This is a genomic window from Shewanella profunda (genome assembly GCF_023283765.1).
GTDB classification, from domain to species: Bacteria; Pseudomonadota; Gammaproteobacteria; order Enterobacterales; family Shewanellaceae; genus Shewanella; species Shewanella profunda.
Map to the genome: position 1 here is coordinate 18,186 of NZ_JAKILG010000007.1, position 24,241 is coordinate 42,426.

At 45.5% G+C, this 24,241-nt stretch carries 17 protein-coding genes; 5 read left to right on the forward strand and 12 right to left on the reverse strand.

Annotated elements, in window-relative coordinates; genetic code table 11:
- The 4 genes from L2744_RS05515 to malQ form a co-directional block, all read right to left on the reverse strand.
- The gene (locus L2744_RS05515) at window positions 1-2,529 is read right to left on the reverse strand and encodes a glycogen/starch/alpha-glucan phosphorylase (protein ID WP_248990964.1); all 2,529 of its coding nucleotides are present in this window, start codon (window positions 2,527-2,529) and stop codon (window positions 1-3) included.
- Between the two features lie 2 nt (window positions 2,530-2,531).
- Window positions 2,532-4,739, reverse strand: coding sequence for a glycogen debranching protein GlgX (gene glgX / locus L2744_RS05520; RefSeq protein WP_248990965.1), 2,208 nt, complete (start codon window positions 4,737-4,739; stop codon window positions 2,532-2,534).
- Entirely contained in the window at window positions 4,736-6,973 is a 2,238-nt protein-coding gene (gene glgB, locus L2744_RS05525) for a 1,4-alpha-glucan branching protein GlgB (RefSeq protein WP_248990966.1), read from the reverse strand. The genes glgX and glgB overlap by 4 nt, the downstream gene beginning before the upstream one ends.
- Before the next feature lie 65 nt (window positions 6,974-7,038).
- Complete coding sequence (malQ, locus tag L2744_RS05530; RefSeq protein ID WP_248990967.1) at window positions 7,039-9,297, reverse strand: 4-alpha-glucanotransferase; 2,259 nt, start codon at window positions 9,295-9,297, stop codon at window positions 7,039-7,041.
- Window positions 9,298-9,837: 540 nt separating this feature from the next.
- On the opposite strand from malQ, the gene L2744_RS05535 reads away from it, so the two are divergent.
- On the forward strand, window positions 9,838-10,470 hold the full coding sequence (locus L2744_RS05535; RefSeq protein WP_248990968.1) for a peptidylprolyl isomerase: 633 nt from the start codon (window positions 9,838-9,840) through the stop codon (window positions 10,468-10,470).
- Window positions 10,471-10,563: 93 nt separating this feature from the next.
- Here the strand turns inward: L2744_RS05535 and L2744_RS05540 are convergent, their stop codons facing one another.
- The 6 genes from L2744_RS05540 to betI form a co-directional block, all read right to left on the reverse strand.
- Window positions 10,564-11,040 (reverse strand): MarR family winged helix-turn-helix transcriptional regulator, encoded by a 477-nt coding sequence (locus tag L2744_RS05540; protein WP_248991055.1) that lies wholly within the window; start codon window positions 11,038-11,040, stop codon window positions 10,564-10,566.
- Between the two features lie 102 nt (window positions 11,041-11,142).
- The gene (locus L2744_RS05545) at window positions 11,143-11,847 is read right to left on the reverse strand and encodes a TorF family putative porin (protein WP_248990969.1); all 705 of its coding nucleotides are present in this window, start codon (window positions 11,845-11,847) and stop codon (window positions 11,143-11,145) included.
- A gap of 14 nt (window positions 11,848-11,861) precedes the next feature.
- Window positions 11,862-13,079 carry a BCCT family transporter gene (locus L2744_RS05550; protein WP_248990970.1) on the reverse strand — a complete coding sequence of 406 codons (1,218 nt, stop codon included), beginning with the start codon at window positions 13,077-13,079 and terminating at the stop codon, window positions 11,862-11,864.
- A 371-nt stretch (window positions 13,080-13,450) separates the two neighbouring features.
- Window positions 13,451-15,136, reverse strand: coding sequence for a choline dehydrogenase (gene betA / locus L2744_RS05555; RefSeq protein ID WP_248990971.1), 1,686 nt, complete (start codon window positions 15,134-15,136; stop codon window positions 13,451-13,453).
- Window positions 15,137-15,145: 9 nt separating this feature from the next.
- The gene (betB, locus tag L2744_RS05560; protein WP_248990972.1) at window positions 15,146-16,609 is read right to left on the reverse strand and encodes a betaine-aldehyde dehydrogenase; all 1,464 of its coding nucleotides are present in this window, start codon (window positions 16,607-16,609) and stop codon (window positions 15,146-15,148) included.
- The gene (gene betI, locus L2744_RS05565) at window positions 16,600-17,205 is read right to left on the reverse strand and encodes a transcriptional regulator BetI (protein WP_248990973.1); all 606 of its coding nucleotides are present in this window, start codon (window positions 17,203-17,205) and stop codon (window positions 16,600-16,602) included. Before betI ends, betB begins: the two co-directional genes overlap by 10 nt.
- 599 nt (window positions 17,206-17,804) lie before the next feature.
- On the opposite strand from betI, the gene yiaY reads away from it, so the two are divergent.
- The 4 genes from yiaY (at window position 17,805) to L2744_RS05585 (ending at window position 22,109) form a co-directional block, all read left to right on the forward strand.
- On the forward strand, window positions 17,805-18,953 hold the full coding sequence (gene yiaY, locus L2744_RS05570; protein WP_248990974.1) for an L-threonine dehydrogenase: 1,149 nt from the start codon (window positions 17,805-17,807) through the stop codon (window positions 18,951-18,953).
- A 795-nt stretch (window positions 18,954-19,748) separates the two neighbouring features.
- On the forward strand, window positions 19,749-20,120 hold the full coding sequence (locus tag L2744_RS05575; RefSeq protein ID WP_248990975.1) for a cytoplasmic protein: 372 nt from the start codon (window positions 19,749-19,751) through the stop codon (window positions 20,118-20,120).
- 378 nt (window positions 20,121-20,498) lie between these two features.
- A complete protein-coding gene (locus tag L2744_RS05580; RefSeq protein ID WP_248990976.1) occupies window positions 20,499-21,797 on the forward strand; it encodes an NAD(P)/FAD-dependent oxidoreductase in 1,299 nt (432 codons plus the stop codon).
- Window positions 21,798-21,899: 102 nt separating this feature from the next.
- Window positions 21,900-22,109 carry a hypothetical protein gene (locus L2744_RS05585; RefSeq protein WP_248990977.1) on the forward strand — a complete coding sequence of 70 codons (210 nt, stop codon included), beginning with the start codon at window positions 21,900-21,902 and terminating at the stop codon, window positions 22,107-22,109.
- A gap of 51 nt (window positions 22,110-22,160) precedes the next feature.
- Here L2744_RS05585 and L2744_RS05590 read toward each other — a convergent pair whose 3' ends face one another.
- Both L2744_RS05590 and aceA read right to left on the reverse strand, forming a co-directional pair.
- Window positions 22,161-22,529 (reverse strand): acyl-CoA thioesterase, encoded by a 369-nt coding sequence (locus tag L2744_RS05590; protein WP_007646510.1) that lies wholly within the window; start codon window positions 22,527-22,529, stop codon window positions 22,161-22,163.
- Window positions 22,530-22,912: 383 nt separating this feature from the next.
- Entirely contained in the window at window positions 22,913-24,235 is a 1,323-nt protein-coding gene (gene aceA, locus L2744_RS05595; RefSeq protein WP_248990978.1) for an isocitrate lyase, read from the reverse strand.
- Window positions 24,236-24,241: the final 6 nt, after the last annotated feature.

The window sequence follows — 24,241 nt, forward strand, 5'->3', positions numbered from 1 at the left end:
TTACAGCTTCCAAATCTCATCGCGATAACCTGCAATCGTTACATCACTTGAAAACCGACCACTGGCTGCGGTATTACGAATACTCATCTGTGTCCACAGCTTGGGATCTTTATAAACGCGAGCAACCGCTTCTTGGGCTGTGCGATAACTATCAAAATCCGCCGCCGTCATCCAAGGATCGTCACCACACTCAATGGACGCGATAATAGGATCGAAAATCCCCGGTTCGAGTAAATTGAAATGGCCACTTTTCAGCAGCGTCATGACTTCGGATAATGCCGGTGAGTCGGCGATAGTTTGCTTCGGTTGGTAATTGCTACGCATCTGCCCTACTTGTTCGGCATTAAGCCCAAATAGGAAGAAATTGTCCGCACCAACTTCTTCAAGCATTTCGATATTCGCGCCATCTAAAGTGCCTATGGTGAGCGCGCCATTCATCATAAATTTCATATTGCCCGTACCGGAAGCCTCTTTACCGGCAGTCGAAATTTGTTCCGACAGATCGGTACCAGGACAGATTTTTTCCATGGCACTGACGTTGTAATTGGGCAAAAACGCAAAACGCAAATAAGGGGCAACCAAAGGATCAGAGTTGACCATATGCGCCACATTGCTAGCGAGTTTGATGACAAGTTTTGCCATAAAGTAACCGGGAGCGGCCTTACCACCAATTAATACGCAGCGCGGTACCATATTTTCGGTGTGGCCTTGCTGGATCTGATGATAGAGATGGATAACATGTAAGATATTGAGTAGTTGGCGTTTATACTCATGGATACGTTTCACCTGCACATCGAACAACATGCTAGGGTCGAACTCGACCGCACATTCCTTGGCGATCATCTTCGCAAGCAGCACCTTATTGGCTTGCTTCACCTCGCGCCATTTTTGAATAAAACTCGCATCTTGGGTTAAGGCATTCAGCGCCGTCAATTGGCTTAAATCCGTCACCCATTGATGACCCAAATGGGTGGTCAATAGTTTTGCTAATGCAGGATTACAATGGGCCAACCATCGTCTTGGGGTAACACCATTGGTACGATTATTAAACTTATGGGGCCACAGGGTATAAAAGTCATTAAAGAGACCTGATTTCAGCAGTTGCGTGTGCAATCCAGCCACACCGTTTACTGAGAAACTCGCTACAATCGCCAGATAAGCCATGCGCACATGGGGATATGGGCCATCTTGAATAATCGACATACTCGTGAGCTTCTCACTGTCCCCCGGCCAATGGTGGGCAACAATATCTAAGTAGCGTGCATTGATTTCATAGATAATTTCTAAAATGCGCGGCAACATTAATGCCATCATTCGCACAGGCCAACGCTCTAAAGCCTCGGGCAACAGGGTATGGTTAGTATAAGCCATGGTCTGACTGGTAATCGCCCACGCACTTTCCCATTCCAAACCGTATTCGTCGATCAATAAACGCATCAACTCAGGCACGGCAATACTGGGATGAGTGTCGTTCAGCTGCATCACATTTTTAGCGGCAAACTGAGTGAAATCATGACCATGACGACTCACCCAACGTTTAAGCAAATCCTGCAAACTGGCGGAGGATAAGAAGTATTGTTGACGTAATCGCAGTTCTTTGCCGTTCTCGCTCGCATCGTTGGGATAGAGCACCATAGTGATCTGTTCCGCCAAGTTTTTACGGGCCACGGCTTCTGTGTAGTCACCTTGGTTAAATTCGGCTAAATCAAAATCATCGGTCGCTTCAGCCTTCCACAATCTCAGGGTATTAACGCGACCATTACGGTAGCCCGGCACGGGCATATCATAGGCAACAGCAAGCACATCTTGGGTGTCGACCCAAATCATATGCCTGCGCCCTTGTTTATCCACATAGGATTCGGTGTGGCCAAAAAAGGGCACAGTGACATTGTGATTTGGCACTCGCACTTCCCACGGATTCCCCTCACGCAACCAGCGATCTGGACGTTCAACCTGATACCCATCAACAATCTTTTGGGCAAACATGCCATATTCATAACGAATACCGTAACCCGTTACCGACAAGTCCATGCTGGCGCAGCTATCAAGAAAACACGCCGCAAGGCGACCTAGACCACCATTGCCTAAACCTGCGTCATGCTCGGCTTCTTCCAACTCCTCAAGCGTGACAGCATACTTGCTAAGCGCATCTCTGCTTTCATCTTGTAAATCAAGGCTTAATAACGCATTCCCTAACGCCCGACCCATTAAAAATTCCAGTGATAGATAAACCACTTGCTTACGCTCAAAACGACTGTCGTTCAATCTGGTTTGGCGCCAGTTATCTAGCATTTGCTCCTTAACACTAATAGCTAAGGCTTGAAACAACTCACAACTCACGCCTTGCCCACGGCTTAAGCCATAACGCACATGGCGCTCAAAGGATGCAGGCAGTGCATCGCAGGGTTCACAGGGTACTGCAGCGGGTTTAGTTTTCCCTCCCGATGCCTTAGTCGCCGTAGCCTTTGTAGCACGCTTTGGCGCTTTGGCATCGCTGGTTTTTTGGCTCAGCTCACTGTCATCGCTCATAATTAACTCCTTATAAAATCAGCATAAAATAGCATAAGACTGCGATCTTCTAGTAAGTATCGAGTCGATGAGTTCTGAGCATCCAGCGGCTCAGTTTGAAGGGGGGATGGCATCTCTAATTGGGTATGAATAAGGCATTGCCACGGACTTAAATGGGCAAGTGTGGGCGTTGTAAAGACCAAGGGATTATCATCGGCATTGACCATTAATAGCAGTGCTTGCTGGATCTCAACACCTTCACGACAACCCTGTAAATCACCAGATAAGACAACGCAGAGGCTACGGCACATGGATTCGCTCCACAGACTCTTAGTCATTTGTTCACCTTGACGGCTAAACCAATCTAAACGGGCACCGGACGCTTCTAAAGGTTGAGCCAATAATTGCTCGTGAATAAAGCGTTTAGCACACAGAAGTGGAAACCGTTTACGCAGGGCGATTAACTTTTGGGTAAAACCTAAGAGCTCCCTGTCCATACCTGCCACCGACCAATCGAACCAATTGAGCGCATTGTCTTGGCAGTAAGCGTTATTGTTCCCTAACTGGGTGCGCCCAGTTTCATCACCACTAAGCAACATAGGTACACCTTGGGACAAAAATAACGTTGTCAAAAGATTGCGTTGCTGACGACTGCGAAGCGCTAAAATGTGCGGATCTGAGGTTTGCCCCTCAACCCCATAGTGATAACTTAAGTTTTCTTGGTGGCCATCCCGATTATCTTCTCCATTAGCAAGGTTGTGTCTCTGGGCGTAACTCACTAAATCTCTTAGGGTAAATCCATCATGACTCGTTAGAAAGTTGATACTGGCAGCTGGCGGACGCCCACTGTGCTCAAAGAAATCCCCCGAACCATGAAAACGCCGCGCAAACTCGGGCAACATACCGTGATCGCCGCGCCAAAAGCGCCGCATCGTATCGCGATATCTGTCATTCCATTCACTAAAGGCCACGGGGAAATTTCCTAACTGATAACCGCCGGGACCAATATCCCAAGGTTCGGCAATCAGCTTCACATGGCACAAGATAGGATCCTGTAGCAACGCATCGAAAAAACCAGAACCGCGGTCAAAGCCATAGGCTTCTCGCCCAAGGCAGGCGGCTAAATCGAACCTAAAACCATCCACGCCCATGACTTCGACCCAGTAACGCAGGGAGTCGAGCACCAACTGCAACATACGTGGATGATTGATATTTAACGTGTTTCCACAACCGGTATCATTGATGTAAAAGCGTTTATCATTTGGATGTAAACGGTAGTAGCTAAGGTTATCTATACCGCGAAAACTGAAAGTGGGACCGAGTCGACTGCCTTCTGCACTATGGTTATAGACCACATCAAGGATGACTTCTATGCCTGCGCCATGGAGCGTATCAACCATGGCGCGAAACTCACCTATGTCATCGGAAGATAAGTAACTGGTCTCAGGTGCAAAAAAGCCAATGCTGTTGTAACCCCAATAGTTAGTCAGCTGTTTTTCAAGCAAAAAGGGTTCAGTAAAAAAGGATTGCACAGGGAGCAGTTCAACGCAGGTCACTCCAAGTTCAACTAAGTAATCGATAGCAGGCTGGGAAGCCAATCCGGCAAAGGTGCCCCGCTGCTTTTCATCGATTGTTGGATGCGATGCCGTAAATCCCTTAAGGTGCATCTCATAGATAATGCTTTGCTCTAACGGTTTAGGCTTAAAGTCGCGCGCAAGCGGCTGGATTTCAGCCGTTGCCATCAAGGACCGAATATCCACCACTTTACATTTAGGCACATAGGCTGCGTTATCTAAGGTACTGAATGATAAATCTTCATTGATATTATTTAACTCATATCCGTAGTTAGCGTTATGGTGCTGATACAGACCAACCAATTGGCGAGCATAGGGATCTTGCAGCAATTTATAGGGATTAAATCTGTGCCCAAGCTGCGGCTCATAGAGACCATAAACACGATAACCATAGAGTTGCCCCGGCTTTAAGCCACACACATAGCAATGCCAGATCTGCTGGGTTTGCTCGCTAAAAGCAATACGATAAATTTCACTGTCACCTTTATCGTCAAATAAGCACAGTTCAACTCCAGTCGCATTGGCGGAAAATAACGCAAAATTAACCCCGCTATCATCAACGGTCGCACCTAAGGGAAAAGGTTTGCCTGCCGCAAGCTCAAATGGCAAGTCGGTGCTCGTCGCAGGTAAAGGAGCAGCCATTTGTCTTGCTGTCATCTTCTTTTGACCTCGGCGTGATTGGCTGCAGGTCCAAGGACTAAGCAGCCAAGGGGTGGCACAGTAATAAGCGCACTCGATTCCATACCCTGCCATGGTTCACTTTGAGCAACCACGAGACCCGCATTACCTTGATTGCTACCACCATAGAGATAGCTATCGCTATTGAGGTATTCGCAAAAATCCCCCGCTTGGGGTAAACCGATGCGAAATCCATGGTGAACATTGGGCGTCATATTGATCACAAAAACGAGGGGCGCATCCCCCGCAAGACCGTACCGGACAAAGGTAAAAATACTGTCGCGGCCATTATCGCAGTCGAGCCAACGAAAACCTGCGGGTTGGTAGTCAAGCACTGATAACGCAGACATTTCTTGGTATAAATGATTCAGATCCTTAAGCCAGCGCTGCACCCCTTGGTGTGGCTCAAACGCCAACAGATGCCAATCCAAACTGTGGTTATGATCCCACTCCTCCCTCTGAGCAAATTCACTGCCCATAAACAGCAGTTTCTTACCAGGATGTCCCCACATAAAACCGTAATAAGCACGCAAAGTAGCAAATTTTTGCCAATCGTCACCGGGAATTTTATTCAGTAGCGAGCCCTTACCATGGACCACTTCATCATGGCTCACCGACAACATAAATTGCTCGGTATAGGCATACATTAAACTGAAGGTCAGTTGATGATGATGGTATTGACGATAAATGGGATCACGGCCCAAGTAACTTAGGCTGTCATTCATCCAACCCATATTCCATTTAAAGCCAAAGCCCAACCCATGATGATCCGTAGGTTTAGTGACCCCTGCAAAGGCGGTCGACTCTTCAGCTATCATGCAAATACCGGGGAAGGCTTGATAAAGGCGTTGATTAAGCATTTGCAGAAAACTGATGGCTTCGAGGTTTTCCCGCCCACCATAGGCATTAGGTAGCCATTGACCCGGCTCACGGCTGTAATCAAGGTACAACATTGAAGATACAGCATCGAGCCTCAATCCATCGAAATGAAACTCACGCAGCCAATAGCAAGCATTGCTCAGTAAAAAGCTACGCACTTCGCCTCGGCCATAGTTATAAATTAGCGTGTCCCAGTCTGGATGCATGCCCTTACGCGGATCTTCATGTTCATACAAGCAAGTGCCATCAAAACGCACTAAACCATGGGGATCTTTAGGGAAATGTGCTGCTACCCAGTCGAGAACAACGCCGATATCCGCCTGATGGCAGGCATCCACAAAAGCTTTAAGACCATTAGCATCACCAAATCTATGGGTCGGAGCATAGAGGCCAACAGGCTGATATCCCCATGATCCATCAAAGGGGTATTCACTAATGGGCATCAATTCAATGTGGGTGAAACCTTGCTCCTTTACATAGGGGATAAGTTGTTCAATTAAGTCTTGATAATCAAGATAGTGTTCACCATGAACCCCCTTACGTCGCCATGAACCTAAGTAAACTTCATAAATCGCCATTGGGGCTTTATGCCAAGCCGTTACCGCTCGTTTTTCCATCCATGACGTATCTTTCCAGCTGTGTTTACATTTCTTAGGAACGACGGAAGCATTGTGCGGGGCACACTCCATTTGGGTCGCCATAGGATCAGATTTTGTGTGGCGTTCACCATTTTGGTGAACCAAATCAAATTTGTAGTGGGCACCTTCGGCCACATTCGGCAAAAAAATCTCCCACAGGCCATTGGCTATATGTTGGCGCATCACATGGCGGGTATCGTCCCAAAGGTTAAAATCACCCACCACAGAAACCCGCTTAGCATTAGGCGCCCATACGCAAAAATGTACCCCTTCAATACCGTCAACCTTGCGCCAATTAGCCCCTAAAAACTCGTAGGCTCGCTCTGCACTACCTTCACCAAACAGATATAAATCATCGGCACAGAGTAAAGGACCAAATTGATAGGGGTCGACAATGTCTAATTGGCTAAGCGGATATTGTATTCTCAACAGGTACAGAAATGGCTTAACTCGCCGCCCCATAGTGCCCGCAAATAGGCCCGCATCATTGACCTTCTCAAGACTTGCCACCCTACGGCCATCTTTAATGCTGATCACATCAACCTTGAGAGCATTGCGTAAAAAACACCTAACAATTAAAGATTTACTATCTTCTGAACTGTGCATGCCTAAGAGTGAAAATACGTCCGTATATTGACCGTTGAGCAGCGCCACATCGGCGCCGTTATAGAAGTAAGCATTGGCTTGAGTCATCATTTTGCTTCCGTTTATCAATCAATGGTTCAATCGGGTCAGTTTATCGATTTTGATAGATTGCATATTTAGTGAGGCAACTGCCTCGCGGCCGCGATATTTTGTAATCGCTGCCGGATCTCGGGCATGTTTACCACTTGTTTAATCCCTTGGGGTAAACGTCTTTGCCAATTAGGGTATTCGAGCCAAGTGCCAGGAATATTAACCGCATAACTATCGGCTAAAAGATCACACCATTGCACGCTGTAAAGCGCACTGTTACCCGAGGCTCCCAAGGTCATCCATGCCGTTAATAAGCTTGATATATCAATATCCTGAAGTGTTGTTTCAGGCAATAAACCTTGATGAACTAAAAGGGATAATAACTGCTGTTTTTCATGCTCTCGCCCTGCTAAGGCATTAGCTAATTGCTCGTCGGTTTCGAGCAGGGCTAATTTCCGCCTTAGGTGTAAATCACTTCCACTCCACCAAGCGACCAATGTTGGCACATCGTGGTTGGCAAGCATCATTAAACTCTGGGACTTGTACTGACTGGGTGGTTTAAAACCTTGATGATCCCTGCAAAAATAGAACAACTCGTTAGAGTAAATCCCTGCGTTATAGAGTCGATCAATAATATCAGGAGGCACTAGCCCTAAATCTTCCCCAATCACCACACAGCGGGCTCGTTGGCTTTCAAGGCATACAATGGCAAGCAAGGTTTCAACGGGGTAATAAACATAGGCGCCCTTGCCTAAATTTTTATCAAGCGGCCACCACCATAAACGCAGCAATCCCATCACGTGGTCAATTCGCAGTGCACCACAATGTTCCATATTGGCGCGCATAAGATCGATAAAATGGCGGAAATGATGTTGCTTGAGTTTAATAGGGTCTAATGGGGTTAATCCCCAATTTTGTCCCTGTGGCGCAAAGGGATCCGGCGGTGCACCTATACTGACATTCAAACAAAATTGCTCCACATTGGCTTGAACTTCTACCCCGTGAAGCGCAGCACCAACGGCAAGATCGCGAATTAGGCCTATCCCCATTCCCGCTTCTTTGGCTTTTAATTGGCAAAGCTCTAATTGGCTTTCCGCTATAAATTGTAAGTACAGATAAAACCCTTCGTTCTGAGCAATCTCCCTTGGGCTTCTAATGGATTCGGCTTTGGCAAATTCCAGCAGCGCTGTGCCCTGCTCAGCCACAAAGTCATGGAAACGCTTTGCTCTGGGAGTTTGTAGCGCTAAATGCCTCTCACAGAATAGGGAGTATAAACGAGCAAAAGCACGATATTTAAGCTCACTTATTTTAGGGTAGTCGAGCCAATTATCCTGGTTAAGTGTGGTAATCGCCTCCTGCCAGCTCGATGAGGCAAACTCAGTGGCGAGTAGTGCGTACTCCGGCACACTTTGCAATTGAATATAAAGGGGATTAAGTCGCCGGCGATCGCAAGGGCTGTAGGGGCTTGGATGCTCAGGTGCCGCAATATCAAGCGCATGTAGAGGATTAAGTTGAATAAAATCAGCGCCCTGTGCTGCAATTAGGGCTATTAGTGCCTCAAGATCACCAAAGTCACCCATTCCCCATTGGGCTTCACTGCGTAAACTGTAGAGCTGAATACTCACTCCCCATGGTTTATGGCGTTTACCTTGGATAGCCGCACTGAGCACTCCTTGATACGCCACACGTGGAGCCACCATTAGAGTGCCATGAAATGTCTGTGTATCTAAAAGCGCATTACTGATGAGTGCGGATGGCGGTTGTAATACAAAAGTAACCGTATGGTAACCTAAACCTAATACGGGAAAATCACTTGGTCCTTCATCGGTAATTCCTGTTTGAGTGCAAGGTTTATTGGTTTTTACATCATAGGTTTTTACATCATACTCAACTAAATCAAGCCGATATTGTATATATTGACGCTCACTACCTTGTATCTCTGGAATACGATAATCCCCAACCACTTTAAGTGCCGAAAATGGCACATTAAATACGATTGGCTCACCATGCTCACAATGGATAGTAATATTTAAATCGGTATTGTAACTATGGGGTAGATAGAGGCTGATCCAAGGTTCATCGACAAAACACCACTGAAACTCAGGTAATACTTGAGTCCAGGGAAGAGCATCAAGCTCATAGATTTGTCCTGCAATCGACTCATCACTGAATAAAGCTTGCGTGACTGACACGTCCATTGTCTCGCTGGCAACCTGAGTGTTATCCAGTAACATACAAGTTAAAATACCTTGCCTATCGGTTTCAGAAATGCGGTTATACTGGCCAAAGCAGTCAGTAAATTCTGCTCCAACCCCTCGTAAATACAGCAACTTCTCCAGCCCCATATTTGTCGCCTCCGCGACTGCTCATCCATAGCGTTAGATAGGCAGTAACCATGCCAGCACAAAATAACAACATGACGACAGATTTATGTCAGCCAAATGACAGAAAAGATAATTTATAAATCAGTCAGTTGAATATTTATTCCTAGTAATAAAAGAAAATACAGTGACGTTAAAATGGATATCAGGTCCCTTTAATGCACCAAATTAAAGCGCTAAATGTTATAAAAAGGTGCAATGCGCCGAAAAAGCGCGCAGGTTTAGATTATATGAAAACCCATAGAGAGTGCTAGAGCAAACAGGTTTCCACCCTAATCTTTTAAGCATTTTGTTTCACACCCAACTATGCCCGCAACCAATAAAAAAGCTGCAACACTTTGTATCAATAGTATTTTTTAGCTTGAACTTGGGTTGTATCCTCTGTCACCATTCACTAAAGAGCAAAAAAGAAACATAGGGCCACCATATAGCTATCAATCATAGAGCTAAGTTTTAAGCCTATTTATAGCTTATAGCGACAATAACTCACGGTAAGGATATAAGATGAAGGCGTTAACAGGATTCGTCTTTACAGGCGGCTTAGCCATAGCGTTAATGGGATGTGGTGGAAGTGATGATGGATCAACAGCAATACCACCCACACCGAATCCAATGCCGCCATCATTATCAGCAGACATTTGCTACCTTATGAGCACCTCTAAAGGTGAATTCACGCTGGCCGTAGATCTGACAAATATGCCCATCACTGGGGGAAACTTTAAACGCTATGTTGATAAGTCATTCTATAACGCAACTTTATTCCATAGAACCGTCAATAACTTTGTCATTCAAGGTGGTGGATTTACCACAGGATTAAACGCTAAAGCTACAGATGCACCAATTAACAACGAGGCTGTGGTTGGGATAAGCAATAAACGCGGCACTGTTGCCATGGCTCGAACCAAGGCACCAAACTCCGCTACCTCCCAGTTTTTTATCAATATATTGGATAATCCACAACTGGATGCATCCAGCAGCAGTTATGGCTATGCGGTATTTGGTAAAGTGGTCGAGGGGATGGATGTGGTCGATCAAATAAGCATAGTGCCAACAAAGACAATCGATGGCTTTGTTGAAACACCAATGCAGGAAATTCTTATTAACACTGTGTCTGAAACCAGCTGTCCAGCTGATTAAGTACTGCGGGAATGGTATGCCATTTAAGCCAATTCGGCACAAAAGTAGAGTGCCTGAGGCTCAGAACCGATTAGATAAGTAACAAAATTGCCATCACTCGTCTCCTTGGATTTTCCCCACCAAGAGCATAGGTGCTGCATCTATTTTATCGGCATCCATCATAGCCGCTATACGCTCAACAGCAGAAAGCAATTGACTCTGCTCCCACTCTTCAAGGTTTTGATAACGGTTAATAAAGTGTTCTTGCAACGGTTTAGGTGAATCCTGTAGTAAGGCCCGCCCCGCATCGCTAAGGTATAAATGTACCTTACGTTTATCTGTCTCACTACGCAGACGGATCACTAAACCCCGCCCTTCAAGGCGATCGATAATGGTCGTCACAGTGGCAGGACTGAGCGTAATTTCTTCCGCCACGGTTTTCGCCAACGGCGCATCCAATTGGGCGATTTTCTGCATCACCATCAATTGCGGCCCAGTTAAACCTGAGTGTTTGTTCAGTTGGCGAGAATGAATGTCGATAGCGCGTATCACTCGGCGCAACGAAATGAGCAGTTGTTCGTACTTTTCCATCGTTCTTTTCATTCTCCCCATTCTAAGCAACGAGTGCACCTTACCAGAAAGCGCGACTGAACTCACCAAGATGAGGCACTTTTATGGTAAAAGTCCCTTACATTACAACATGAATTGACGCGATACCGATAACACTAGACGTTCGTCACTGGTATCTAAGTTCATGCTAGTATCTTCAGCGGCAAGGCTAAAATCGAAGCCACTCCAACTGGTCAGATAGGCGATACGGAAATGATTAAAAGATTTGCCACCATCCCATGACCATTTATCTTCATCGAGTGATGTCGAGCGATCCACACTGAAGCGAATATCATGTCCTTCGGCAACGCTAATCGTATGGCCAAGCAACATAGTGTAATGCTCACCACCCAAACCAAAGTAATCCCATGTATAGGTCAACTTAGCCTCAGAGTGACCCAGTGAACTATCATATCCTAGCTTGCTATACAGCTCAGGATAGTTGTACTCATCGGAAAACGACTCGCCGTGGTAAGTGTAATAGGCCAGTCCGACATCGAGGCTCAGCTGCTCATTGAGCTGATAAAACTTACCCGCATAGGCATCGAGCTCCAACCAAGTGTCATCGCTGCCCCCAAAGTCGACGTTCGAGGTAAAACCGCCCACGTACCATCCCGAATCAAAACCGTAATCCAAATTGCCTTGCAGTGCTGGGCCGTTGTCGGTTTGGCTGACACCGTTAAAGGTGTAATCCGACGTTGCCGTCACAGTGGCCGATAATCCGGCATTGGCCGCTGTCGACATCAATAACAACCCACCGGCGACAAGATAAAAACATTTTGATTTCATTATTAATTTTTCCATTAGTTGGCTAGCTCAATTTTAGTAAAGTCGATTTTGTTCTCTTTTGGCGAGCGCTCAATGGCACGAACAGTTTGCAATTGCGTCATCATGATGTAACCAAAACAGCTAAAGATCAGGCCGAGTGCAATTGCACCAACCCATTGAATTTGAAGAAAGTCTAATTGAAATAGTAGTGTCAGGCTGCAGAGCAAGACTAAGTTAAAGCTGACATATTTAAGCTTGCCTAACCGCTCAATGGTCAGATTAAGATTATCGGTATACAGGCGCACCAGTGAGTCGAGTGAGTTAATCACAAAGGTCACTCCCACGATCACCATAGCCAGATTATAGAAGCCCGAAGTATCTAAGCCATTGGCGCTGTAGTAATAAAGTACGGTGAACCAAATCGCGATGGGGATAGACGGAAACACCATCATGGCCAGCAGCACTTGATAGGTTTTCATGCCACCGACAAAGCGCGAGGTAAATTGACCGATCATAATGCTCCATGCAAACCACCAGAACAGATAAAACTCGTGGTAGTCGTTGATGGGTAACACAAAATGTTGAATATTGCCGAAGTAGTCGCCAAGCATGGCAAAGGTCGTAAAGAACTCACCGACACTCGAGTCCGCCGATAAAAATGCACTGGCCCACATAATGGCAATCAAGCCTAAAAACAGCCAAGTGCTCGCCAGGCTCAAGATACGCACATAACGTATGCTAGTGCTGGAATACACAGCCGCGGCGATCACCATAAATACGATGAGATAAAAGCTACTGACTATGGTTTCGCCATCACCTAATTCGGGTAAATACCAAGGCAAATTGCTTAATAACAAATAGGCGGTAAAGGCACAGGTGCCAATAATCACCACATTATTGATGAACTTGACCCAAGGAATATCGAAAAACTTCACCCTAGGTTCAATCACACAAAAATAGAAACAAGTTAAAAAGTAGAAACCCCAAATCAAGAAAGCCCAGAAGCCAAACTCAATCGCCAGCGGATTGGTAAAGCCGTATTCGGGACTCGCCGCCACATTAGCGTAACCCGCAAACTCGGTGAGCGGAAACATGATCAAGCCGACATCGAGGCCAGAGGTAAACAAAATCGCAATAAAGGTAAACGTACGCACAGGCGTCACACCGATACAGCGAATATTGCCCCAGCGATAAATCACAAACGCAATCGCGGTAAAAGTGAACAGTATCCCTGCGGATAATAACCAAGTCATAATGAGCACTCAGTCCCAGTCGATACTGGGTGTAAGTCGGCATCTGGATATAAACCCATAAAATGTAACTCCATGTTTTTATTTAATAATAAAAACTGATCCATTTTTAAAGGCAGCGTTCTGCCCTCAAGCCTTAAATATCGCTACTTAAAAACACTCCGCGATAGTTAAACCCTGATAGATGATCAGTCGTGAAAGTGGTCATTTGCACCGCAGGCTGACCAAGCCTCTGGTTAAGTGAAAAGCCTTTAGCTAAGTCAAAAGCCTTTAGCTAGACAATCAATGGATTAATCACTCAATAGAAGCCGCCAGTCCGCCAATAAGACGGACCGAGCAGGCATGTTGTTCACTTATGGCATTAACTTGCGCCGTTAACTTGTCGCAGTGCTTCTTTGTGTGGTTTGCCAAGCATCGGCAAGCACAACGGCACAGTCCGCTGGCGCTAACATTTCAGCCTCTAAGATCAGATCCGCGGCGCGCTCGGCCAACATGATGGTCGGCGCGTTCAAATTGCCGTTCGGGATAGTCGGGAAAATAGAAGCATCCACCACCCGTAAATTCTGCAATCCATGCACCCGGGTTTCGGGATCCACCACTGCCATCGCATCCGTGCCCATCTTGCACGAGCAAGAAGGATGGTAAGCACTCTCAACCGATTGACGCACAAAGGCATCGATTTGCGCATCGGTTTGCACTTGTATGCCGGGTTGAATTTCCTCACCACGATACTCATCGAATGGTGCCTGATTGATGATCTCACGAGTCAAACGCACGCAGGCCCTAAAGCCTTCAATATCATCGGGATGCTGTAGGTAATTGAACTGAATTTTGGGCGGCGCTTTAGGATCTGCCGACACTAAGGTCACGGCACCACGGCTCTTAGGCTTGTTATGGCCCACATGCACCTGAAACCCATGGCCCGCAAAGGCTTCTTTGCCATCGTAACGCATGGCCGCAGGTAAAAAGTGGTACTGTAAATCCGGCCACTCGAGACCCGCTTTTGAGCGAATAAAGCCACAGGACTCGAAGTGATTCGTGGCCCCTAAACCGGATCTATCTAAAATCCACCGGGCACCGATTAAGAACTTGCTAAAAGGATCTAACTTGCCATTGAGTGAAATCGGTTTAAGACATTTGAATTGGAAATAAAACTCTAAATGATCCTGTAAATTCTGACCAACACCGGGTAACTCATGTTGTAACTCGACCCCAGCATCAGCCAATATTTTGGGATCGCCAATGCCAGATAATTGCAGTAAATGCGGGGAACCTATTGAACCTGCAGCTAAAATCACGTCTTTGTTACAACGAATATCTTCAACTTTACCTTTATGTTCGATGCGAACACCAACGGCCGTTTGTCCTTCCAATAACACTTTATGCACTAAGGCATGGGTCACAACCGTGAGGTTACGTCTAGCCATCGCTGGGCGTAAATAGGCATTGGCGGTTGACCAGCGTACGCCTTTTTTGACCGTCATATGCATAGGGCCAAAACCTTCTTGCTGCGCCGCATTATAATCGACGGTCGATAAATACCCCGCCGCAATGCCCGCATCCACAAAGGCTTGGTACAAGGAGTTTTGCATTTGATTGCCGTTATTCACCCCTAACGGCCCTGACTCACCGCGATACTCATCACCACCAAAGGCCCAGGTTTCCGCCTTCTTAAAGTACGGTAAGCAGTGGCTATAATCCCAATCGGTCGCCCCTTGCGTCTGCCACTCATCAAAGTCCCTGGCATGACCACGAACGTATACCATGCCATTGATCGACGATGAACCGCCAAGCACTTTGCCCCGAGGACAATGCATCTTGCGATTATCTAAATGCGGCTCAGGCTCAGTTTCAAACTGCCAAGCGTATTTAGGGTTATTCATAGGGATCGATAATGCTGTCGGCATTTGAATAAAGATGCTCTTATCGCTGCCACCGGTTTCTAATAACAACACTTCATTTTTAGGATCCTTTGACAAGCGATTGGCGAGCACACAACCCGCTGATCCTGCGCCAACTATGATGTAATTATAATATTTTTGCTCTAATGACTGAGTCAAAATGCCTCCTTAAAATGGGCTTTCTAAGCGCTGTAGACCCACATAAACGGCTTTAACTTGGGTGTAATGCTTGAGTGTCTCGCTACCGTTTTCACGGCCAATGCCCGACAACTTATAACCACCCACGGGCATTTCGGCTGGCGAGGCACCATAGGCATTGATCCAGCAAATACCCGCCTGTAACTGATGAATTACCCGGTGAGCACGGGTGATATCTTGGGTAAACACCCCAGCGGCTAAGCCCATGGCGGTATTGTTTGCCCGAGCAATCACTTCCGCTTCCTCTTTAAAGGTGAGCACCGACATTACAGGGCCAAAGATTTCTTCTTTACAGATGCGCATCTCGTCGGTGCAATGGGTGAAAATCGTCGGGGCAACAAAGTAACCATTGGGAGCATTTTCAGGTGTTAACGCTGTGCCACCTGTGAGCAGAGTTGCGCCATCGTCGATACCTTGCTGAATATAATCGAGCACTTTTTGCTGGTGATCTTTGGAGATCAACGCACCAAAATTAGTCTCTGGCGCCATAGGATCGCCCACCACAATATTGGTTTGAGTACGCATAAGCAGTTTTTCGATAAAGCGTGGATAAACCGACTCATGGACAAACACCCGCGTCCCATTGGTACAGACTTCACCTTGAGTATAGAAGTTACCGAGCATGGCACCTGAAACGGCATTATCGATATCGGCATCGTCAAATACGATAAGCGGTGATTTACCACCGAGTTCCATAGTGACGTCTTTTAATGAACTCGCCGCCGCAGCCATGACTTTTTTACCGGTACCGACCTCCCCCGTGAAGGACACTTTGGCAATATCCGGATGCCCCGTTAACCAAGCGCCGACCTTGCCATCGCCCATGACGACGTTAAATACGCCATCGGGCAGACCCGCCTCACTAAAGAGTTGCGCCAATTTCAGTGCACCAAGCGGCGTTTCTTCCGAAGGTTTAAAAATCATCACATTGCCGCTTGCTAAGGCAGGTGCGGCCTTCCAACAGGCGATTTGCAATGGATAATTCCAAGCACCAATACCAGCACAAATGCCTAAGGGCTCGCGGCGGGTGTAATAAAAATCCCCACCGACTTGCTGCTGCGCGCCTTCAAGCCCAGGGGCGATATGGGCGAAAAACTCGATGGCATCTGCGCCTGTGACCACATCAACCACTGAGGCTTCTTGCCAAGGTTTACCTGTGTCGCACACTTCGATTGCTGCGAGTTCATCATTACGAGTGCGCAATAGTGCGACCGCATTTAACAGGATACGGCTGCGTTTGGTGGCACTCATGGCAGACCAAATCGTCAAGCCTTTTTTGGCGCTCTCGATGGCCGCTTGCTGAATTTTTTCATCGGCCACTTGCACTCGATACGCCAATTGCCCAGTGGCAGGATTGACGACGTCGAAGGTTTCGCCGTTATCGTTAGCGAGTAACTGACCCGCAATAAAGTTGTACTGAACTTCTACTGACATGTATTAACTCCATGCTGCTCTATCACATTGTGGATAAAGGCTTTGCATAATTTTTCGGCCTGAACAAAATCCTGCTCAGGGGTTTCACTTAAGGCGCTGCGTAACCAAAATCCATCGATCATCGCCGCCGTTTGTTGCGCTGCCATCAGAGCAAACTCTTTGGGCAACACTTGCCGAAAGGAAAAATGTAAGTTGCTGTATAAGCGGCGACTATTGATATTCTGCAAACGGGCTAACTGGGGATCGTGAACAGCCTGAGCCCAAAAACTCAGCCAAGCGTGAGTAACATTTCGCGAGCGCTGTAACTCGGTAAAATTCGCTTCAACTACCATCATTAAGCGCTCTGTTGGCGCCAACACTTGTCCTTGGATTCGATTGAGCAACGCCTGCTTTAACTGCTCGAGTAAGTGGCGCAGCGTCGCTTGGATCAAGCCCTGCTTACCACTGAAATAATGACTGATGATCCCCGATGACATACCCGCCAACTGACTAATGCTGTTGATGGTCGTGTGCTGCAAACCATGCAGGGCAACCGATGCTAATGTCGCATCGATAAGCTGCTGTCTGCGTATCAATTTCATTGCGGCTTTAGGCATAAATACTCAAGAAATAACCACTGTCTCAATACTCTGAATGACGTTAATTGAACGTTCAATTAACAACCATAATAATAATTAGTGATGTAACTATCAACATAAAATTCCACAGTGATAAAGTTCATAACTGAGTTATTTAAAAATTAATTAATGTATTAAAACAAGATAAAGATATAGATTACGTTGACTTACGAATCCATCGCGACTACTGCAGCACACAGAAAATAACATTAGATATCAAACTAATTAATTGATGTCGATGCTACGAATGAGAGCATTAATGACGTTTGACCTCTCTCAAATTTAATAATTGAGCCGTCAAATGTGGAATAAAAAGTGGGATAAAAAGCCAAGCAAAAAACACACAGAAATGATGCATAACCATAGGCGCTAGCAACGCCGAAAACCATATTGTAAACCCAACATAATTTTCGTCATAAAAGCCCACATTTTAGTTACCAAGATCCAACTTTAGTGGGAAAGTGCTCCCAATTAAGCATCAAACCAGATCTGCATCACGGATGTGTTTCATCTTAATTGGTAGTTTGGTAACAAGAAAAGAAAACAACTTTATATTTACAAACAAAATAGGTGAATTTATGGCTGCAAAATTTTTTATTCCTTCTGTCAATGTGCTAGGCCAAGGTGCAGTGGACGATGCTATCGCAGATATTAAAACCTTAGGTTTTAAACGTGCATTAATTGTCACTGACAAACCCCTTGTCAAAATAGGTTTAGTAGGTGATATAGCAGAAAAACTCAGTGAAAACGGTATAACTGCAACCATATTTGATGGTGTTCAACCAAACCCAACGGTAACAAATGTTGAGGCGGGCTTAGCACTGCTAAAAGCTGACAACTGTGATTTTGTGATTTCTTTAGGTGGTGGCTCACCCCACGATTGTGCAAAGGGTATTGCCCTTGTCGCCACCAATGGCGGCAGTATTAAAGACTATGAAGGCTTAGATAAATCTGCGAAACCGCAGTTGCCATTAGTGGCAATTAACACCACCGCAGGTACGGCCAGTGAAATGACGCGCTTCTGTATCATTACCGATGAAACTCGCCACATTAAAATGGCGATTGTCGATAAGCACACCACGCCTTTGTTATCGGTTAACGATCCTGAGCTAATGCTGAAAAAGCCTGCCAGTCTAACCGCTGCAACAGGTATGGATGCGCTCACCCACGCGGTTGAGGCCTATGTGTCCATTGCCGCTAACCCAATTACCGATGCCTGCGCTATCAAAGCCATTGAATTAATTCAGGCAAACCTAATCAATGCTGTAGAAAATGGTCAAGACATTAGTGCCCGCGAACAAATGGCCTATGCTCAGTTTCTCGCTGGAATGGCCTTTAACAATGCCAGCCTAGGTTATGTGCATGCCATGGCGCACCAGTTAGGCGGATTCTACGATCTGCCCCACGGTGTCTGTAACGCACTGCTGTTACCCCATGTACAGGAATATAATGCGCAGGTAGTCCCCGCTCGCTTAAAAGATATTGCCAAGGCTATGGGTGTGGATGTGTCTAGCATGACGGATGAACAAGGGGCTGAAGCCGCGATTTCTGCGATTAAAACGTTATCTGTTGCGGTAAAAATCCCTGAAAATCTCACACTATTAGGCGTAAAAGCGGAAGATATTCCAACACTTGCTGATAATGCGTTAAAAGATGCCTGTGGCTTTACTAACCCTAAACAAGCCACCCATGCAGAGATCTGTCAGATCTTCACTAACGCGCTGTAATCGCGCTGTAATTTGCTGAGTAAACGACTTGTTGTAATGCTAGTGCGTAAACACGACTTCATCCTCCAATAAATTCGTTTTAGGCCCCAATAGCGCACAGATTATCGGTGCATTATTGGGGCCTTTTTTATACCGTTTTCTATAAGCCAATTAGGAAATCTTAAAAATTGAGCAACAAAAATTAACATAAAAGTCAGTATCTATGCGCCTTTGCACTGACAAAACACTCACAAATCTGCAGATTTAAGGAAAAAGAATCTGAACCTCAAATATTCATAGCAAAATGATATAAAAAACGTGATCTCTGTGGGTTACAGACTGTAACAGATCCGATACACTTGCCCCAGTTCGCTTTTTCCCTGCAAAAGATGAAGCCAGCTCAGAGGCCCATTCTAAGGAATGGGCCTCTGTCCATTCTGAAGTCCCATTTTACTTAGTCCCCTCACCCAATATATCTCTAAAAGTATTGGCTGTTTCTATAGCCGATTTTTTGTCACCCATAGATAACTAATCACAATCATAGCAAAGTAGCTATATTACTAAATTGTTGCTTTATTCATCAGTAATTCAGTAAATGCGAAACTTACCTTAAAACTGAGATCTAGCACAAAGTTATTGCTAAAAAACTCATGCTAAATAGAGCCATAACCAATCGGAGTAACAGGTTAATTCTCATACAAAAACAAACCCTTTAGCTTTAAAAATGCCAGCACTAAATAGACATAATTAATGATTGACCGAATTCAAAAACGATGCCTATGATGGCAACAATATCCTCGAACAGGTAGGTACGCTATGACAGCAATCACTCACGTATATAACTACACAGTTAGATGTCCACATTACAAAGATCCTGAACATCCCGTTACTTGGTTAAATCACATTGAAATGAACCAGTCCTGTGAAATTGCATTAAACCGTATAACCAAATGGCATGAACTGTCAGGGAATAAATCCTTCGAAACCAGCAAATTTGTGGTCCGTAGAGCTGAAAATGAAGATGCCTACTTTTCAATGCAAAGTGACAGGCTCAAAAATGATGGCCATGCCCTCGTCACTTTTAAAATTTTTTTAGATGAATGCTGTGATGACGCTGCACCCGAAGAGATTATGCAACACCTGATTGAAGATTATCAGCAACGTCTAGCTAAGCTAGAACAAGCTTAACGACTCTATTAACCATCATGCAAAACGCCAGCGAAAAATCGCTGGCGTTTTGCTAAGCAAATTTGACCAAAAACCCCTCACTTCAAAAACCAAGTAAAGCAACAAAGTGAGCCAGTGCACACTTACAAACTTACTGCAAAGCGTCAGATCACACTTTCTCATCGAAATAATCAATCGTAATAACAACTATTGCAAATCTAAAAATATAAAATACTTTAAAATCAGTAACAAAAATCATAAAAAAACAGATTTAACCGCATTGATACCAAATTTCGGCTCAATTGCCGAACCAGATAGGCACTGTTACTATTTTGTGACGCTAAGCCCCCTAAACTACTCACCCAATAAACTTACCCCACATTAAACAGGAGCTTTACCATGACTATCACAAATATTGTCATCGTTGGGGGAGGTGCAGGAGGCATGGAGATTGCGACTAAATTAGGCCATAAACTGGGTCGTAAAGAAAAAGCCAGAGTCACTTTAATTGATTGTGCCGAAAGTCATATTTGGAAACCTCTGCTACATGAAGTGGCAACTGGCGCGCTCGATGTCGGCATTGATGCACTAAGTTATCGCAGCCATGCTGCTGCACACGGCTACCATTTTCAGCAAGGGGCAATGACTGATATTGATAGGCAAAGCAAACAAGTTATCCTCTCAGCCATTTGTGACGAAAACGGCGAAGTACTATTACCCGCCCGCCGCATTGACTATGACTACTTAGTGATCGCGATTGGCAGCATCGCGAATGATTTCAATATCCCTGGCGTACGCGAGCATTGTCAATTCCTCGACAATACCGAGCAAGCAATGGCTATCCGTAAGATTTTACTCAATAAATTTCTTCGCTATGCGAGCCACAGTTTACTTGCCGATAAGATAAAAATTGCTGTCGTAGGCGCTGGTGCAACGGGTGTCGAAATGTCAGCAGAAATGCACCATGCGGTCGTTCAATTGCGTGGCTTTGGCTACAACATTGATGCACATCTACTCGAAGTGACGCTAATCGAAGCGGATAAACGTATTCTGCCTAAAGTTGAAAAAGTAGAAATATCAGACTCTGTCGCCAAAGAGCTCTCTACTCTTGGCGTAAAAGTCATGACCAATACTCGTATCAACCAAGTCACCGCCGATGGACTCACTACGACAGATGGCGTCTTGATCCCAGCCGATATGGTAATTTGGTCAACGGGTGTAAAAGCGCCAGATTTTTTAAAAGAAATAGGTGGCTTAGAAACAAATCATATCAATCAGATTTTGGTAAAACAGAATATGCAAACTCGCCGTGATCCCCATATTTTTGCCATTGGCGATTGCGCGGCATGCCCTCAGCCAAATGGCACTTGGGTACCTCCCCGCGGACAATCGGCAAGACAGATGGCTCTGATGACGGCGAACAATATCGTGCTCATGCTTGAGGGTAAACAAGCAATACATCAATATCTTTACAAAGACTTAGGCTCACTCGTCAATCTTTCTAAATTCCACACAGTTGGAAATTTGATGTCTTTTATTGGTGGCGGCGTGATGGTTGAAGGCAAAATTGCACGTTTTGTTTATACATCACTCTACCGTAGACACTTAATTGAGCTGCACGGCATCGTTAAGGGAACCCTACTCATGTTTGCTAAAGGCATAAGCCGTATTATTCATCCACACCTAAAATTACACTAAAAGCGACACAAGCATCCTGATCAGAACGTTAAACAAATTGAAACTATCTGTTATATTGGCTTCAGTTAACGTTAGGGACTCACTTTAAGGATGGATATCAAGATGAATAAAGCGACTCTCATTATGATCCCGCTATTGCTTGCCACAACGGCCTGTGCGGATTTAAAAGACGCTGGACGTGCCATCGGCACAACGACTAAAGAGGTCACTACAGAGATAGGACACGCCACTCGTGACACCACTAGGGCGATTGGACACGCATCAAGAGACGCGGTGAAATCGGTAAAAGAAGATTTAACAAAAGAAGACTAGTCACAGTGACGCCTCGGCGTCACTGTGTATTTCAAATGTGGTCAAGACTGACTAAGCGGCATTAGCACGAATACCGTGCGGCACAGGTAAACCTTGAGCGTTGACATTCACAAACACCATTTTATCGATACTCACCACTGGAGCCTGCGTCATCTTATTGCGCACCTGACAACTGACAGTGATAGAACTATGCCCAAGACTCACCAGCTCTAAACCAAACTCAAGCACATCACCTTGGCGCGCTGGCGTCATAAAATTGATTTCTGAAATCAATTTAGTGACATGGCTAGTACTCTTCATCTGACAGGCGGCAAAGATGGCAGCCTCTTCGTCAATCCAACTCAGCAGCTGGCCACCAAACAAAGTATTTGCAGGATTTAAATGTTCGGGTTTGACTAAACGACGACTGTAATATTTCATGGCCGGTGACCTCAATGTGAATGCCAACAAATCGCTTTGAAGCTCAATAAACTTCAGTATTTACATCAGCATTATTCAGGCCAAAATTGATAGCTGTTAAATAACAATATGATAGAAATAAGCTACTGTAAAATAATCTAATTACTGCACTAAGTTAGTTCAGGATTGCACCATAATAATCACAGTTATAAAGGTAAAAAAATGGCGACTCATAGAGTCGCCAAGCTCAGGCAAGCAAAAACTTACTGGGTAGGAAGTTAAGTCACAAGTTTTGACTTAAAAACCCGTGCAGCACATGTAGGCGAACTGCACGGGGGACAACAGCTGCAACGCAGCTAAACACAGGGTTTACAGTTTACGGATAAATCAACTTTACGGATTGCTTAAAACTGCTCTTCTTCCGTTGAGCCAGTCAGTGCTGTTACCGATGAATGACCACCTTGAATAACCGTCGTCACTTGGTCGAAATAGCCAGTACCAACTTCTTGCTGATGCGCAACGAAGGTATAACCTTTTTTCGCAGCAGCAAACTCAACTTCTTGAACTTTCTCAACATAATGCTTCATACCTTCACCACGAGCATAGTCGTAGGCTAAGTCGAACATGTTGTACCACATGTTATGAATACCGGCTAACGTGATGAACTGGTACTTATAGCCCATATCGGATAATGCCTGTTGGAAGCGTGCAATAGTGGCGTCATCCAAGTTTTTCTTCCAATTGAAAGAAGGTGAACAGTTATAGGCCAGCAGCTGATCAGGGTACTGGGCATGGATCGCTTCAGCGAAAACTCTGGCCTCTTCTAAATCCGGTTTAGCCGTTTCACACCAAATCAAATCTGCGTATGGAGCATAGGCCAGACCGCGAGAAATCGCTTGGTCAAGACCGGCTTTAACACGGTAGAAACCTTCAGTAGTGCGCTCACCTGTCACGAAATCACGATCGTATGGGTCACAATCTGAAGTCAGCAAATCGGCTGCGTTCGCATCCGTACGGGCAATAACCAAGGTTTCTACACCGCTCACATCCGCGGCTAAACGTGCTGCAACTAACTTCTGTACCGCTTCTTGGGTTGGTACTAATACTTTGCCGCCCATGTGGCCACATTTTTTAACTGACGCTAACTGATCTTCAAAGTGAACACCGGCAGCGCCTGCATCGATCATCGATTTCATCAGTTCAAATGCATTCAATACACCACCGAAGCCTGCTTCGGCATCGGCAATGATCGGCAGGAAATAATCTACAAATGCTTCATCTTCTGGATTAACGCCATTACCCCACTGGATTTGGTCTGCACGGCGGAAAGAATTGTTAATCCGTGAAACCACAGCTGGAACCGAGTTGGCAGGGTATAAAGATTGGTCTGGATACATAGTGCCTGCTAAGTTAGCATCAGCGGCGACCTGCCAGCCAGAAAGATAAATCGCTTCAATACCTGCTTTGGCTTGCTGTACCGCTTGCCCACCCGTTAACGCACCAAGTGAGTTTACATAGCCTTTTTTTGCTCCGCCGTTGACTAATTCCCACAACTTAGTGGCACCACGTTTTGCGATAGTGTTTTCAGGCACGATTGAACCGCGCAGCTTCACTACTTCTTCCGCCGTGTAAGGACGACGCACATTTTTCCAACGTGGGTTTTCTGCCCAGTCTTTTTTGATCGCATCAATCTGCTCTTGACGTGAATTCTGCGTTGCCTTAGTCATTGTCTC

Coding starts and splice junctions, on each gene's coding strand:
- L2744_RS05515 (WP_248990964.1), bottom strand. CDS start 2,529: ATGAGCGATGACAGTGAGCTGAGCCAAAAAACCAGCGATGCCAAAGCG.
- glgX (WP_248990965.1), bottom strand. CDS start 4,739: ATGACAGCAAGACAAATGGCTGCTCCTTTACCTGCGACGAGCACCGAC.
- glgB (WP_248990966.1), bottom strand. CDS start 6,973: ATGATGACTCAAGCCAATGCTTACTTCTATAACGGCGCCGATGTGGCG.
- malQ (WP_248990967.1), bottom strand. CDS start 9,297: ATGGGGCTGGAGAAGTTGCTGTATTTACGAGGGGTTGGAGCAGAATTT.
- L2744_RS05535 (WP_248990968.1), top strand. CDS start 9,838: ATGAAGGCGTTAACAGGATTCGTCTTTACAGGCGGCTTAGCCATAGCG.
- L2744_RS05540 (WP_248991055.1), bottom strand. CDS start 11,040: ATGGAAAAGTACGAACAACTGCTCATTTCGTTGCGCCGAGTGATACGC.
- L2744_RS05545 (WP_248990969.1), bottom strand. CDS start 11,847: ATGAAATCAAAATGTTTTTATCTTGTCGCCGGTGGGTTGTTATTGATG.
- L2744_RS05550 (WP_248990970.1), bottom strand. CDS start 13,079: ATGACTTGGTTATTATCCGCAGGGATACTGTTCACTTTTACCGCGATT.
- betB (WP_248990972.1), bottom strand. CDS start 16,609: ATGTCAGTAGAAGTTCAGTACAACTTTATTGCGGGTCAGTTACTCGCT.
- betI (WP_248990973.1), bottom strand. CDS start 17,205: ATGCCTAAAGCCGCAATGAAATTGATACGCAGACAGCAGCTTATCGAT.
- yiaY (WP_248990974.1), top strand. CDS start 17,805: ATGGCTGCAAAATTTTTTATTCCTTCTGTCAATGTGCTAGGCCAAGGT.
- L2744_RS05575 (WP_248990975.1), top strand. CDS start 19,749: ATGACAGCAATCACTCACGTATATAACTACACAGTTAGATGTCCACAT.
- L2744_RS05580 (WP_248990976.1), top strand. CDS start 20,499: ATGACTATCACAAATATTGTCATCGTTGGGGGAGGTGCAGGAGGCATG.
- L2744_RS05585 (WP_248990977.1), top strand. CDS start 21,900: ATGAATAAAGCGACTCTCATTATGATCCCGCTATTGCTTGCCACAACG.
- L2744_RS05590 (WP_007646510.1), bottom strand. CDS start 22,529: ATGAAATATTACAGTCGTCGTTTAGTCAAACCCGAACATTTAAATCCT.
- aceA (WP_248990978.1), bottom strand. CDS start 24,235: ATGACTAAGGCAACGCAGAATTCACGTCAAGAGCAGATTGATGCGATC.